This is a genomic window from Arthrobacter sp. MA-N2 (assembly GCF_000517125.1).
Lineage (GTDB): Bacteria > Actinomycetota > Actinomycetes > Actinomycetales > Micrococcaceae > Arthrobacter > Arthrobacter methylotrophus.
Genome location: NZ_KI912155.1, coordinates 3,473,319 through 3,485,557 on the forward strand (window position 1 = coordinate 3,473,319; position 12,239 = coordinate 3,485,557).

12 protein-coding genes and 1 pseudogene are annotated in these 12,239 nt (G+C 63.5%); 3 read left to right on the forward strand and 10 right to left on the reverse strand.

Annotated elements, in window-relative coordinates:
- The 3 genes and pseudogenes from A3M3_RS0117035 to pgl all read left to right on the forward strand — a co-directional run.
- A pseudogene (locus A3M3_RS0117035) lies at positions 1–498 on the forward strand (glucose-6-phosphate dehydrogenase); the annotation flags it as partial.
- Positions 495–1,418: a glucose-6-phosphate dehydrogenase assembly protein OpcA gene (locus tag A3M3_RS25690; RefSeq protein ID WP_051423242.1), complete on the forward strand. Its 924-nt coding sequence runs from the start codon at positions 495–497 to the stop codon at positions 1,416–1,418. The pseudogene A3M3_RS0117035 and the gene A3M3_RS25690, both read left to right, overlap by 4 nt.
- Positions 1,419–1,426: 8 nt before the next feature.
- Positions 1,427–2,245 (forward strand): 6-phosphogluconolactonase, encoded by an 819-nt coding sequence (gene pgl / locus A3M3_RS0117045; protein WP_028267342.1) that lies wholly within the window; start codon positions 1,427–1,429, stop codon positions 2,243–2,245.
- Here pgl and A3M3_RS27600 read toward each other — a convergent pair.
- From A3M3_RS27600 to uvrC, 10 genes are all read right to left on the reverse strand, one after another.
- Complete coding sequence (locus A3M3_RS27600) at positions 2,198–2,596, reverse strand: RNA polymerase-binding protein RbpA (RefSeq protein ID WP_331280367.1); 399 nt, start codon at positions 2,594–2,596, stop codon at positions 2,198–2,200. The genes pgl and A3M3_RS27600 overlap by 48 nt on opposite strands.
- A gap of 125 nt (positions 2,597–2,721) precedes the next feature.
- Positions 2,722–2,979, reverse strand: a complete 258-nt coding sequence (gene secG, locus A3M3_RS0117050; RefSeq protein ID WP_028267343.1) for a preprotein translocase subunit SecG — start codon at positions 2,977–2,979, stop codon at positions 2,722–2,724.
- Between the two features lie 47 nt (positions 2,980–3,026).
- Positions 3,027–3,842 carry a triose-phosphate isomerase gene (gene tpiA / locus A3M3_RS0117055; protein WP_028267344.1) on the reverse strand — a complete coding sequence of 272 codons (816 nt, stop codon included), beginning with the start codon at positions 3,840–3,842 and terminating at the stop codon, positions 3,027–3,029.
- A gap of 83 nt (positions 3,843–3,925) precedes the next feature.
- Positions 3,926–5,152: a phosphoglycerate kinase gene (locus tag A3M3_RS0117060; RefSeq protein WP_028267345.1), complete on the reverse strand. Its 1,227-nt coding sequence runs from the start codon at positions 5,150–5,152 to the stop codon at positions 3,926–3,928.
- A 9-nt stretch (positions 5,153–5,161) separates the two neighbouring features.
- Positions 5,162–6,172, reverse strand: a complete 1,011-nt coding sequence (gene gap / locus A3M3_RS0117065; RefSeq protein WP_028267346.1) for a type I glyceraldehyde-3-phosphate dehydrogenase — start codon at positions 6,170–6,172, stop codon at positions 5,162–5,164.
- A 285-nt stretch (positions 6,173–6,457) separates the two neighbouring features.
- Positions 6,458–7,081: a superoxide dismutase gene (locus A3M3_RS0117070; protein WP_028267347.1), complete on the reverse strand. Its 624-nt coding sequence runs from the start codon at positions 7,079–7,081 to the stop codon at positions 6,458–6,460.
- 109 nt (positions 7,082–7,190) lie between these two features.
- A complete protein-coding gene (whiA, locus tag A3M3_RS0117075) occupies positions 7,191–8,171 on the reverse strand; it encodes a DNA-binding protein WhiA (protein ID WP_028267348.1) in 981 nt (326 codons plus the stop codon).
- A 9-nt stretch (positions 8,172–8,180) separates the two neighbouring features.
- Positions 8,181–9,197, reverse strand: coding sequence for a gluconeogenesis factor YvcK family protein (locus A3M3_RS0117080; RefSeq protein WP_028267349.1), 1,017 nt, complete (start codon positions 9,195–9,197; stop codon positions 8,181–8,183).
- Entirely contained in the window at positions 9,197–10,120 is a 924-nt protein-coding gene (gene rapZ / locus A3M3_RS0117085) for an RNase adapter RapZ (RefSeq protein ID WP_028267350.1), read from the reverse strand. The genes A3M3_RS0117080 and rapZ overlap by 1 nt, the downstream gene beginning before the upstream one ends.
- A gap of 83 nt (positions 10,121–10,203) precedes the next feature.
- Positions 10,204–12,201 (reverse strand): excinuclease ABC subunit UvrC, encoded by a 1,998-nt coding sequence (uvrC, locus tag A3M3_RS0117090; protein WP_028267351.1) that lies wholly within the window; start codon positions 12,199–12,201, stop codon positions 10,204–10,206.
- Between the last annotated feature and the right edge of the window lie 38 nt (positions 12,202–12,239).

Sequence of the window (12,239 nt, forward strand, 5' to 3'; positions counted from 1 at the left end):
CATACCCGGCGCTGGGCCGGGGCACCGTTCTACCTGCGTGCCGGTAAACGCCTCGGGCGCCGGGTCACGGAAATCGCCGTGGTATTCAAACGCGCACCGAACCTGCTCTTCCGCGGGCACGGGGAGGACGACTTCGGCCAGAACGCCGTGGTCATCCGGGTCCAGCCCGACGAGGGCGCCACGATCCGGTTCGGGTCCAAGGTCCCGGGCACGCAGATGGAAGTCCGCGACGTGACCATGGACTTCGGCTACGGGCACTCCTTCACCGAGTCCAGCCCCGAAGCCTACGAACGGCTCATCCTGGACGTGCTGCTGGGCGAACCCCCGCTGTTCCCGAGGCACGCCGAAGTCGAGGAGTCCTGGAAGATCCTTGACCCGTTCGAGGACTACTGGGCGTCCCTGGACGAACAACCCGAACCCTACGCTCCCGGCAGCTGGGGCCCGGCCTCGGCCGATGAGCTGCTTGCCCGCGACGGACGAACCTGGAGAAGGCCATGATCGTAGACCTGCCGGACACCACCACCTCCAAGATCTCCAAGAAGATCACCTCCCTGCGCGAGCAAGGAGGCGTGATCGCCCTCGGACGNGTCCTGACCCTGGTAGTGGTCACCACCTCCGGNCTGGAAGAAGAAGCCATCGAGGCAGCCAACGACGCCAGCCGCGAACACCCCTGCCGCATCATCGTCCTCGCGGACGCCGGCGCCCACGCNCCGACCCGACTGGACGCCCAGATCCGGGTCGGCGGGGACGCCGGAGCCTCCGAAGTCATCGTGCTGCGCGGCTACGGGGAACTCGCCAAGGAAAGCGAATCCCTCGTCGCGGCCCTGCTCCTGCCCGACGCACCCATCGTGGCCTGGTGGCCGCACGGCGCCCCCGAGAACGCGTGCGAAACCTCCATCGGACGCATCGCACACCGCCGCATCACCGACTCCGCCAACGAACCCGACCCCGCAGCAGCACTGGCCCGGATCCGGGAAACCTACCGCGCCGGAGACACCGACCTCGCCTGGACACGCCTGACCAACTGGCGCATCCAACTCGCCGCCGCCCTGGACCAAGTAGACGAATCCCCCGTCACAGCGATCGAGGTCGAGGGCGCATCCGATTCACCCAGCACCCTGCTGCTGGCCGCTTGGCTCACGCTGTTCCTCGAGGCCCCGGTCGAGATCGTCGCGGACCCCGCCGGAACGGGGATCCGCCGGGTGCGGCTCAGCCGTGTCACCGGCGACGTCCAGCTGGTCCGCCCCGGCCTGTCCATCGCCGAGTTGACCCAGCCCGGTCAGCCCGACCAGCGGATCTCCCTCCCGCGCCGCAGCCTACGCGACTGCCTCGCCGAAGAACTCCGCCGCCTCGACCCCGACGAGGTCTTCGGAGAAGTGATTACTATGGGACTGCCCCGAACGAATAGCAAGGAGTGACCGATCCAGTGAGCGCTAACCCCAGAGTAAGCATCCATCCCGACTCCGCTGTCCTTATGGCCGCGATCGCCGCACGGCTGATCACCAAGCTGGTGGACGTACAAGACAAGTACGGTGAAGCCACAGTGGTCCTCACCGGCGGCACCGTGGGCATCGGCACCTTGAAAGCGGTTGCCGACTCCCCTGCTGCGCCCGCGGTCGACTGGTCCCGGGTGAACTTCTGGTGGGGTGACGAGCGTTTCGTTGGCAAGGACAGTCAAGACCGCAACACAGTGCAGGCCCGAGAAGCATTGCTTTCCGGCCTGCCTGTAGATCCCGCCCGGGTGCACGAACCCGGTTCATCGGACGAGTTCGCCACGGCAGAGGACGCCGCTGTGGACTACGCGGCCCGGCTCAAGGCCGCTGCGGAGGCAGAACACGCCGCGGATACTTCGGACAATCGTCCGGAGGAAGCCGGAGAGTTGCCCCGCTTCGATGTCCTTCTCCTAGGTATCGGTCCGGATGCGCACATTGCCTCGCTCTTCCCTGAACAGGCGGGGATCCGCGTGCAGGACCGCACCGTGGTGGGGGTCGAGAACTCCCCCAAGCCACCGCCGTCGAGGATTTCCCTGACCCTCCCCGCCATCAATTCGGCCCAGGAGATCTGGATGGTTGTGGCGGGCGAGGACAAGGCCGGGGCCGTGGGGCTGGCCCTCGCCGGGGCCAATCCGGTCCAGGTTCCAGCCTCCGGCCCTAGCGGCCGATCCAGGACGCTGTGGCTTATTGATGAAAATGCGGCTTCACGTGTCCCCCAGCAGCTCATCCGTAAGGATCCTGCGGGCTCGTAGCCGATCGAGCGCTCCGGCCAGAACCATTTCGGCTTCTTGGCTGGAGCGTCTTTCTTTAACGTAATCCAGGTGACTCTTGACGACTTCTTCGTCCGCCCGCTCCATCGTCGCCTCGCCTTGTTCGCGAACGGCAATCAGGCCACATTTCGGGCAGTCCCACTGATACGGAATCTGGTCTTCCGGGAGCTTAATGAAAACGAGCCGCGTCTCGTGTCCCTTGGCGCACCAATACGGGACACGAATACGCGGCAGGCTTTCGCCAACGAGCGGGTCGGGCTTGTTTCTTGGGGTCGAGCCAGCTGTTACGCCAGCCCGCGTGCCTCTGAAACCTGAAGTACCATGAACCATCATCGATCCCCTTGCGAGCCGGGTGCATGGCGGTGAAGGCCACGGAGCCTAGTCTAATGCGGGGATGCGGATGGCGGCAGACCTGCTTCCGGGCAGTTTTGTTTGCCCGGGAACTGGCGGGCGTAGGTCTAGGAATTACCGCCCGAAGTGAACCTCATAATGAGGCCGAGTCCGATGATCACGACGCCCCAAGTGCAGCCCAAAACGATGGTGAAGCGGTTGAGGTTGCGTTCTGCGACACCCGAAGAACTCAGTCCCGAGCTCATGCCACCGCCAAACATATCGGACAACCCGCCGCCACGCCCCTTGTGCAGGAGGATGAGCAGCGTCAGCAGAAGACTGGTGATGCCCAGCAGAATCTGCAAAATGACTTGAAGAACGTCCACGACGGCCTTTCAGAAGAACGGAAAACGGGAGCGGAACCTGAAACGGACTAAGCCGCGCTAAGGTGGCTCTCGAACCTGACAATGTTAGCAAACTCAGCAGGGTCCAGGCTCGCTCCACCCACCAGCAAGCCGTCCACATCGCCTTCGACCATGATTGCCGCCGCATTGTTGGCCTTCACCGAACCGCCATACAGGAGACGGGTCTTGGCCGCGACGGCATCGCCGAACAAGGATGCGAGCTCGGCGCGGATCGCGGCGCACATTTCCTGCGCGTCTTCGGGACCGGCGACTTCGCCTGTCCCGATGGCCCAGACAGGCTCGTAGGCTACAACCAGTTCGCCTGCCTGTTCTGCGGCGAGACCTTCGACGCCGGCTCGCAACTGGGACAGTGTGTGCTCGACATGCGTGCCGGCCTGGCGGACTTCAAGGCCCTCGCCGACGCACAAGACCGGCGTCACCTCGTGGCGGAAGGCAGCCTTCACCTTCGCGTTGAGGGTCAGGTCATCCTCGTGGTGGATGGTGCGGCGTTCGCTGTGGCCCACCAGGACGTAGGCGCAACCGAGCTTGTTGAGGAACTGTCCGGAGATGTCTCCCGTGTAGGCTCCCGAGTCGAATTGCGAGAGATCCTGGCCGCCGTAGACTACGTCCAGCTCGTCTCCCTGCACAAGCGTCTGCACGCCACGGAGGTCGGTGAACGGCGGGAAGACTGCAACCTCGACCCGGCTGTAATCGTGCTTGGCGTCGGACAAGGTCCATGCCAGCTTCTGCAACAGGGTGATGCCCTGGACGTGGTCCATGTTCATCTTCCAGTTGCCGGCAATAAAGGGCTTTCGAACAAAGGATCCATTGGCAGAAATTGTCATGTGTGCTCCATAAATGCGTTGAGATGGGGAAGCCGGCGGGGCACGCGCCTCTTTTGGGAAGGGCGCCCCGCCGGCTGCGTGGCCTAACGGTCCAGAACGCTCAGGCCGGGAAGATCCTTGCCTTCGAGGTATTCCAGGCTGGCGCCGCCGCCAGTGGAAATGTGGCCGAACTGCGAGTCCTCAAAACCTAGGGTCCGGACAGCCGCAGCAGAGTCGCCACCGCCGACGACGGTGAATGCCGAGGACTCAGTCAATGCCTGGGCGATGGCGCGGGTGCCGCCCGAGAAGGCCTCGAACTCGAAGACGCCCATGGGGCCGTTCCAGAACACGGTCTTGGCGGCCTTGATCTGCTCGGCGAAGGCTGCTGCGGATATCGGTCCGATGTCCAAGCCAATGCCGGCGGCACCGAATGAGCTGTCCTCGATAGCGTCCGCCGCAACCACTTCGTGTTCGGCGTCCGCAGCAAAGCGGCTGGCGACCACGACGTCGGTGGGAATGACGAAAGCGGTACCAGCGTCGGAAGCTCGCTTGAGGTAGTCCTGGACCACGGGAATCTGGTCTGCTTCAAGCAAGCTGCCCGCAACCTTGTGACCGGAGGCTGCCAGGAAGGTGAAGAGCATACCCCCACCGACGAGGATGGTGTCTGCTTTGCCCAGGAGGTTGTCGATCACTGCAAGCTTGTCCGAAACCTTGGAGCCGCCGAGAACGACGACGTACGGGCGCTGGGTATCCGTGGTGAGCTTACGCAGTACCTCGACCTCGGTGTGCACGAGGTCCCCTTGGTAGGACGGAAGCCGGGTGGCGACGTCGTAAACGCTGGCGTGCTTGCGATGCACGGCGCCGAAGGCGTCATCCACGAAGGCGCCGTTCCCGCCGGTCAGGGCGACCAGCTCATCAGCGAAGGCGCCGCGCTCGGCGTCGTCCTTGCTCGTCTCGCGAGCGTCAAAACGGACGTTCTCAAGGACCAGGACGTCGCCGTCCTCGAGAGAGGCGGCGAGTTCCTTGGCGGAGTCGCCCACGGTGTCTTCCGCGAGCTTGACCTTGAACGGTGCGAGCTCCGCAAGGCGCTCCACGGCGGGCTTGAGCGAGTACTTGGGCTCGGGAGCACCCTTGGGGCGTCCGAGGTGGGCGGTGACGAGCACGCGGGCACCGGCGTCCGAGAGCTTTTCGATGACCGGAAGTGAGGCCTTGATGCGGCCGTCGTCGGTCACTGTAGAGCCGTCGAGCGGCACATTCAGGTCACTTCTGACGAGAATATACCGCCCGCGGACACCTTCAGCGATGAGCTCGTTGAGGGTGTGAGATGTCATGTGTCTACCCTAGCCCAGCTTGGATGCGACGAGCTTCGTGAGGTCAACGAGGCGGTTGGAGTAGCCCCATTCATTGTCATACCAGGAAACAACCTTGACCTGGTTGCCGATGACCTTGGTCAATCCGGAATCGAAGATCGAAGAAGCAGACTCGCCGACGATGTCCGAGGAGACGATCGGGTCTGCCGTGTAGCTGAGGATGCCCTTGAACTGCTCGGTCTCCGAGGCTGCCTTGAGGGCTGCGTTGACTTCCTCAACGGTGACTTCGCGGGAAACGGTGACAGTCAGGTCGGTGGCGGAACCGGTGGGGACCGGAACGCGGATGGCGTAGCCGTCAAGCTTGCCTTTGAGCTCCGGAAGGACGAGCCCGATTGCCTTGGCAGCACCCGTTGAGGTGGGGACCATGTTGATGGCGGCGGCACGGGCGCGCCGAAGATCGTTGTGGGGGCCATCCTGCAGGTTCTGGTCCGCCGTGTAGGCGTGCACCGTGGTCATGAGGCCGCGCTCGATGCCGAAGGCGTCGTTGACAACCTTGGCCAGCGGGCCGAGGCAGTTGGTGGTGCAGGAAGCGTTGGAGATGATGTGGTGCGTCTCGGGGTCGTAAAGCTCGTGGTTGACACCCATGACGATAGTGATGTCTTCGTCGGAAGCCGGAGCGGAAATCAGGACCTTCTTGGCACCGGCATCGATGTGCTTCTGCGCGGCAGCGGCCTTGGTGAAGAAGCCGGTGGATTCGATGACGATGTCCACACCGAGCTCGGCCCACGGGAGGTTCGCGGGATCGCGCTCTGCGAGGACCTTGATGATCTTGCCGTCAACAATGAGGTTGCCATCCTTGACTTCAACGGGCTGTGCCAGGCGACCGCCGACGGAGTCGTACTTCAACAGGTGGGCGAGTGCCTCGGGGCTGGTGAGGTCGTTGACCGCGACAATTTCGAGATCGGCGCCCTGGGCGAGTGCTGCCCGGAAGTAGTTGCGGCCGATGCGGCCGAAGCCGTTGATTCCAATACGGGTGGTCACTATTCAGTCTCCTTGGTGCTCTTGCAAGCACACCTAGTGAGTCGGATCTTGATTCCAACTAACAATTCCCGCACATCTTTGGGCAGAAGTGATTATCAGATCGGAGGGCGACCAGCCACATTGCTGAAGGCTAACCGCCTTCCGTGACCTATCTTACGTTTAACTACGCCTGCCCCCGCAACTGCGGGGGCAGGCAATCCGGTATTTGGGCGAAATTCACCTTAATGTGAAGTTTGTTACATCCTCGTGTATTCCGCGTCACTCACCGAACCAGCAGATAATTCCCTACAGGACAATCAGCCCGGTGGCGTTTGCGCGGGCTGCCTCGAAGCGCTTGGCGACGTCTGCCCAGTTGACAATGTTCCAGAATGCCTTGACGTAGTCAGCCTTGACGTTGACGTAGTCCAGGTAGAAAGCGTGCTCCCACATGTCCAGCATGAGCAGCGGGGTAGTGCCGACTGCGACGTTGCCCTGCTGGTCGTAGAGCTGTTCGATGAGCAGATTTCCGCCAATGGGCTCGTAGGCGAGGAAACCCCAACCGGATCCCTGCAAGCCGAGGGCGGCTGCCGTGAACTGGGCGCGGAATGCATCGAAGGAACCGAAGGCGTCGTCGATGGCTGCAGCCAGCTCACCTTCGGGCTTGTCGCCGCCGTCCGGGGAGATGTTGTTCCAGAATACAGAGTGGTTGATGTGGCCACCGGTGTGGAACGCGAGGTCCTTGGAAAGGCGGTTGATGTTGGCGAAGTCGCCCTTGTCGCGGGCCTCGGCCAACTGGGCCAGGGCGTTGTTGGCGCCGGCTACGTAGGCAGCGTGGTGCTTGCTGTGGTGCAGCTCCATGATCTTCGCCGAAATATGCGGCTCAAGTGCTGCGTAGTCGTAGCCGAGCTCGGGCAGTACGTACTCTGTCACGAAATCCTCCAATGTAGTGGACCGGGGTCCGGTTGGTAACTCTCGTATTGTTCATCCGACCGGCGAACCGGCCGGAAATCTACACCTTGATGATTCTAGGGCGGCTGAATTATTCGTCCATCATTTCGGGGGTCACATTTGCGTCAGTTCCCGGAATGCCCAGGTCTCCAGCCCGTTTGTCCGCCATGGCCAACAGCCGGCGAATCCGCCCCGCGATCGCATCTTTGGTCATGGGAGGATCAGCGAGCCGGCCCAGTTCATCCAGGCTGGCCTGCTTGTGCGCCACACGGAGTTCGCCTGCGTACTTCAAGTGGTCCGGAACGTCGTCGCCCAGGATTTCCAAGGCCCGGTCCACGCGGGCGCCCGCCGCAACGGCGGCTTGGGCCGAGCGGCGCAGGTTGGCGTCATCGAAGTTCGCGAGCCGGTTGGCAGTAGCCCGTACTTCTTTGCGCATGCGGCGTTCCTCCCACACCATGAGGGCGTCATGGGCGCCCATCCGGGTGAGCAATGCGGCGATGGTGTCGCCGTCACGAATAACCACGCGATCGACGCCGCGTACTTCCCGCGCCTTGGCCTGGATGCCCAAGCGACGGGCGGCTCCCACCAGGGCAAGCGCGGATTCCGGGCCCGGGCATGTTACCTCGAGAGAAGACGAGCGGCCGGGTTCGGTGAGTGAACCGTGCGCCAGGAAAGCACCGCGCCACACCGCCTCGGCGTCGGACGCCGAACCGTTGACGACGGCGGACGGCAGCCCGCGTACGGGCCGTCCCCGGCCGTCCAAGAGACCCGTCTGGCGGGCCAAGGCTTCGCCGTCGCGCACGACGCGGACCACGTAGCGGCTACCTCGCCGGAGCCCCCCGCCGGAGACGACGATGATCTCGCTCTGGTGCCCGTAAACTTCCGCGATCGCGGCACGCAGTCGCCGCGCCGTGGAGGCCAGGTCAACCTCTGCCTCGATCACAATGCGGCCTGAAATGATGTGCAGTCCGCCGGCAAAACGCAGCATGGCCGACACCTCGGCCTTGCGGACGGACGACTTCTTGATGTCCAGCCGGGAAAGTTCTTCCTTGACCGATCCGGTCAGTGCCATGGCATGTTCCTAACTATTCCCGAAGATATCGTGATACGCCGACGCCAGACGCAGCGGGTCGTGGACTGGACGGCGACTCGACGCCCCTACTTTACCCAAGACCACCTCTGCACCGATCATCCCTGCGGCCCGTTCGAATTCCTTCAGGTCCGATATTGAGGAAGGATCGGCGAGCACCACGTCCACACTGAACTCCGGCGCGTAATGACGCAGGGCGTCCAGATGGTCCGCAGCCGACATCCCGGAGGTTTCCTTGGTGTCCATGGCGAGGTTCATGGTCAGGCAGCGTTTGGCAGGGGTATCGCACAAAGCCTGGCGCATTTCGGGCAAAAGCAAATGGGGCAGCACCGAGGTGTACCAAGAGCCCGGACCCAGGACCACCCAGTCTGCGAACTCGATTGCCGTGAGCGCTTCGATACATGCCCGGGCATCCTCCGGGGAGAGCCTGACGTTTTCGAGGGACCCGGCAACAGCGCACTTGGCCTGGCCCTTCACCGTCTGGAGCTCGTACCCGCCCCCGGACAACGGAACCCTGACGTCACCTTCGATGTTCAAAGGTTGGGTGGACATCGGCAGGACCTGACCGCGGGCACCCAGGAGGGCACCGGCCCACTTCAGTCCAGCTACGGCGTCCCCGAGCAGCTCCCAGAGAGTAACGATGAGCAGGTTTCCCATGGCGTGGTGGTCCAGGGAGCCTTCCCCGCCGCTCGGAGTCTTGAAGCGGTGCTGCATGACGTCCCGCCAGGTGCGCCCCCAATCGGTGTCATCACAGAGGGCGCTCAGCGCCATCCGCAGGTCGCCGGGCGGAAGGACGCCGTACTCTTCCCGGAGCCGCCCGGAGGAGCCGCCGTCGTCGGCAACGGTGACAATCGCGGTGAGCTCGGAGGTCAACAAGCGCAACGCAGACAGTGATGCGGACAGCCCGTGACCGCCCCCGAGCGCAACTACCGTGGGCCCTTTGGCCGGCTGGCTGCCAGGCGTCCCCTTGGGAGGAACAAGCGGCAGGGGTCCGGTCAAGACCCCCATTATTCGCGGCCCAGATCGCGGTGGCTCGTGGTGACGGTGACCCTGGGAAATTGCGCCAACCGTTTGGAAAGTTCGACGGCGACCGCGACTGAACGGTGCTTGCCCCCTGTGCAGCCGACGGCAATGGTGGCGTAATGCTTGTTTTCCGTCCGGTAGCCGTCGAGGACCGGTTCCAGGGCAAGAACGTAGCGATCAATGAAGTCCTTGACACCGTCGGCCCCCAGCACATAGTCGCTGACGTCGGCATCGAGTCCCGTGTGCGGGCGCAACTTCGGGACCCAGTGCGGGTTGGGAATGAAGCGTGCGTCCGCTACGAAGTTGGCGTCCACGGGCAGGCCGTACTTGAAGCCGAAACTCATGACGTTCAGGCGCAAAGCGACGGGGCCGGTGTCGGTGAAGAGTTCAGTGATGGCTGTCGCCAGGCCGTGGACGTTGTATGTACTGGTGTCCAGGACAACATCTGCCGATTCCCGGAGTTCCTTCAGCACGTCGCGTTCTGCCGCGATACCGTCCAGGATCCGGCCACCGCCCTGGAGCGGATGCGGGCGGCGCCCTTGCTCAAAGCGACGGACCAGGACGTTGTCGCTGGCGTCCAGAAAGAGCACGCGGAACGTGATTCCACTGGCGCTGAGCGCGCCCAGAGCCGTCCGGATATCGGTGAAGAGGCCTTTGCTGCGGACATCCACGACGACGGCAAGTTTAGGGATGGACTGGGGTGCATGCGACACGATCTCGGCGAGCGTCCCCAGCATTTGCGGCGGCAGGTTTTCGACGACGTACCAGCCGTGGTCCTCAAGGGCGTCCGAGGCGGTACTGCGGCCCGCACCGGACATGCCCGTGACCACCAGCAGTTCCGCTTCGACAGGCTTGACGGGGATGAGACCGTCCTGCTCCGCGTCGGATCCTGCTGTTGATTCTGACATCTAGTGTCCCCGTTCTGAGATGGTCCAAGTTGCTGCCGGTCCAGGCTGGACCGCCTTCAGGAGGGGTCCGGTTATTACCCTAGCTAAAAATCGAGGATTTCGCCGGTGGTCATGTTCACCGCCGGGGCGGCTTCGCCCGAGGCACCGGCCGCCGCCAAGTGATTGACCACAGCTTCCGCCAAGGCCGGACCGATCCCCTTCGCGGCGGTCAGCTCGATAGCCGTCGCAGCCTTGATTTTCTTGAGCGAACCGAATTGTGCCACGAGCGCCTTCCGCTTGGCTTCGCCAAGGCCCGGAACGCCATCGAGCGCGGACACTGTCATGGCCTTTCCGCGCTTCTGCCGGTGGAAGGTGATGGCGAAACGGTGGGCTTCGTCGCGGATGCGCTGCAGCAGGTACAGCCCTTGTGAAGTGCGGGGCAGGATCACCGGGAAGTCGCTGTCCGGCAGCCACACTTCCTCAAGCCGCTTGGCCAGGCCCACGACGTAGACGTCGTCGATGCCCAGTTCCGCCAGTGCCCGCGCGGCCGCGTTGACCTGGGGCTGCCCGCCGTCGACGACGACGAGGTTGGGCGGGTAGGCGAACCGCGCCTTTGCACCGGTGAGGGCAGCGTCATCCGACGACGGCGCCTCCCCGGAACCCGGATAGGGGACTTCCCCGCTCTTGGGAAGCTGGGCGGACTTGTCCTGCAAGTAGTGCCGGAAACGCCTCGTCAGGACGTCGTGCATCGCGGCCGTGTCGTCGGTGGCGGCTGCCCCGGTGATGGAGAACTTCCGGTAGTCGGACTTCTTGGGGAGGCCATCCTCGACCACCACCATGGAGGCGACCACGTTGGTTCCCTGCACATGGGAGATGTCGTAGCATTCGATCCGAAGCAACGGCACCGGAAGCTCAAGCGCCTCCTGCAATTCCTGGAGCGCCTGCGAGCGGACGGTAATATCCCCCGCCCTCCGGACTTTATGGAGCTTCAGGGCCTGTTCTGCGTTTTCACGGACAGTCGACATGAGTGCGGCTTTGTCACCGCGCTGCGGCACGCGGATATCCACCTTGGCGCCGCGGAGGCCGCCGAGCCATTCAAGCAGCTCATGATGGTTGGACGGGATCTCCGGCACCAGGACTTCGCGTGGGATACGGCCCTGGTTGTCGCTGTCCTCTCCGTAGACCTGCTGGAGGAGATGCTCAATGAGCTCCGGAGTGGTGGCGTCTTCGACCTTCTCGACCACCCAGCCCCGCTGCCCGCGAACCCGGCCACCGCGGACGTGGAAGACCTGCACCGAGGCCTCGAGGTCGTCGTCGTACAGGGCGAAGACATCTGCGTCCGTGTCCTCGGAAAGTACCACCGCGTTGCGCTCGAACACTTTGCGCAAAGCCGCGATGTCATCACGGATTCGCGCCGCCCGTTCGTAGTCGAGTTCGGCCACGGCAGCTGCCATGTCCTTTTCGAGGCGGGTGATGAAACGTTTCGCTTCGCCACCCATGAACGAGCAGAAGTCTTCGGCAATCGTCCGATGCTCCTCCGCTGTGACACGACCGACGCACGGGGCCGAGCATTTGTCGATGTAGCCAAGCAAGCATGGCCGGCCGCTGGCCTGCGCACGCTTCAGGACTCCGGGGCTGCAGCTACGGACCGGAAAGACCCGAAGGAGGGTGTCCATGGTTTCCCGGATGGCACCGGCCGTGTACGGGCCGAAATAGCGGGTCCCCTTTCGGCGCTCCCCACGCATCACTTGGACCCGGGGTAGCTTCTCCGCCATGCTCACGGCAAGGTACGGATACGTTTTGTCGTCGCGGAACACCACGTTGAAGCGTGGTTTGAATTCCTTGATCCACGTGTATTCGAGCTGAAGTGATTCAAGCTCGCTGCCTACTACGGTCCATTCGACACTGCTGGCGGTATGCACCATGGCATGGGTTTTCGGCAGCAGGCCCGCCGGGTTGGCGAAGTACGAGTTCAAGCGGGAACGCAGGTTCTTTGCCTTGCCCACGTAGATGACACGACCGTGCGGGTCCCGGAACCGATAGACGCCGGGGGTGGTGGGGATTTCTCCCGTCTGGGGACGATAACTCGCTGGATCTGCCACAGATCCAGTCTAGTAAGGGAAACCCGTGCCCCAGCACG

Coding starts and splice junctions, on each gene's coding strand:
- A3M3_RS0117080 (WP_028267349.1), bottom strand. CDS start 9,197: ATGGGGGTCTTGACCGGACCCCTGCCGCTTGTTCCTCCCAAGGGGACG.
- A3M3_RS27600 (WP_331280367.1), bottom strand. CDS start 2,596: ATGATGGTTCATGGTACTTCAGGTTTCAGAGGCACGCGGGCTGGCGTA.
- A3M3_RS0117060 (WP_028267345.1), bottom strand. CDS start 5,152: ATGACATCTCACACCCTCAACGAGCTCATCGCTGAAGGTGTCCGCGGG.
- rapZ (WP_028267350.1), bottom strand. CDS start 10,120: ATGTCAGAATCAACAGCAGGATCCGACGCGGAGCAGGACGGTCTCATC.
- whiA (WP_028267348.1), bottom strand. CDS start 8,171: ATGGCACTGACCGGATCGGTCAAGGAAGAACTTTCCCGGCTGGACATC.
- tpiA (WP_028267344.1), bottom strand. CDS start 3,842: ATGACAATTTCTGCCAATGGATCCTTTGTTCGAAAGCCCTTTATTGCC.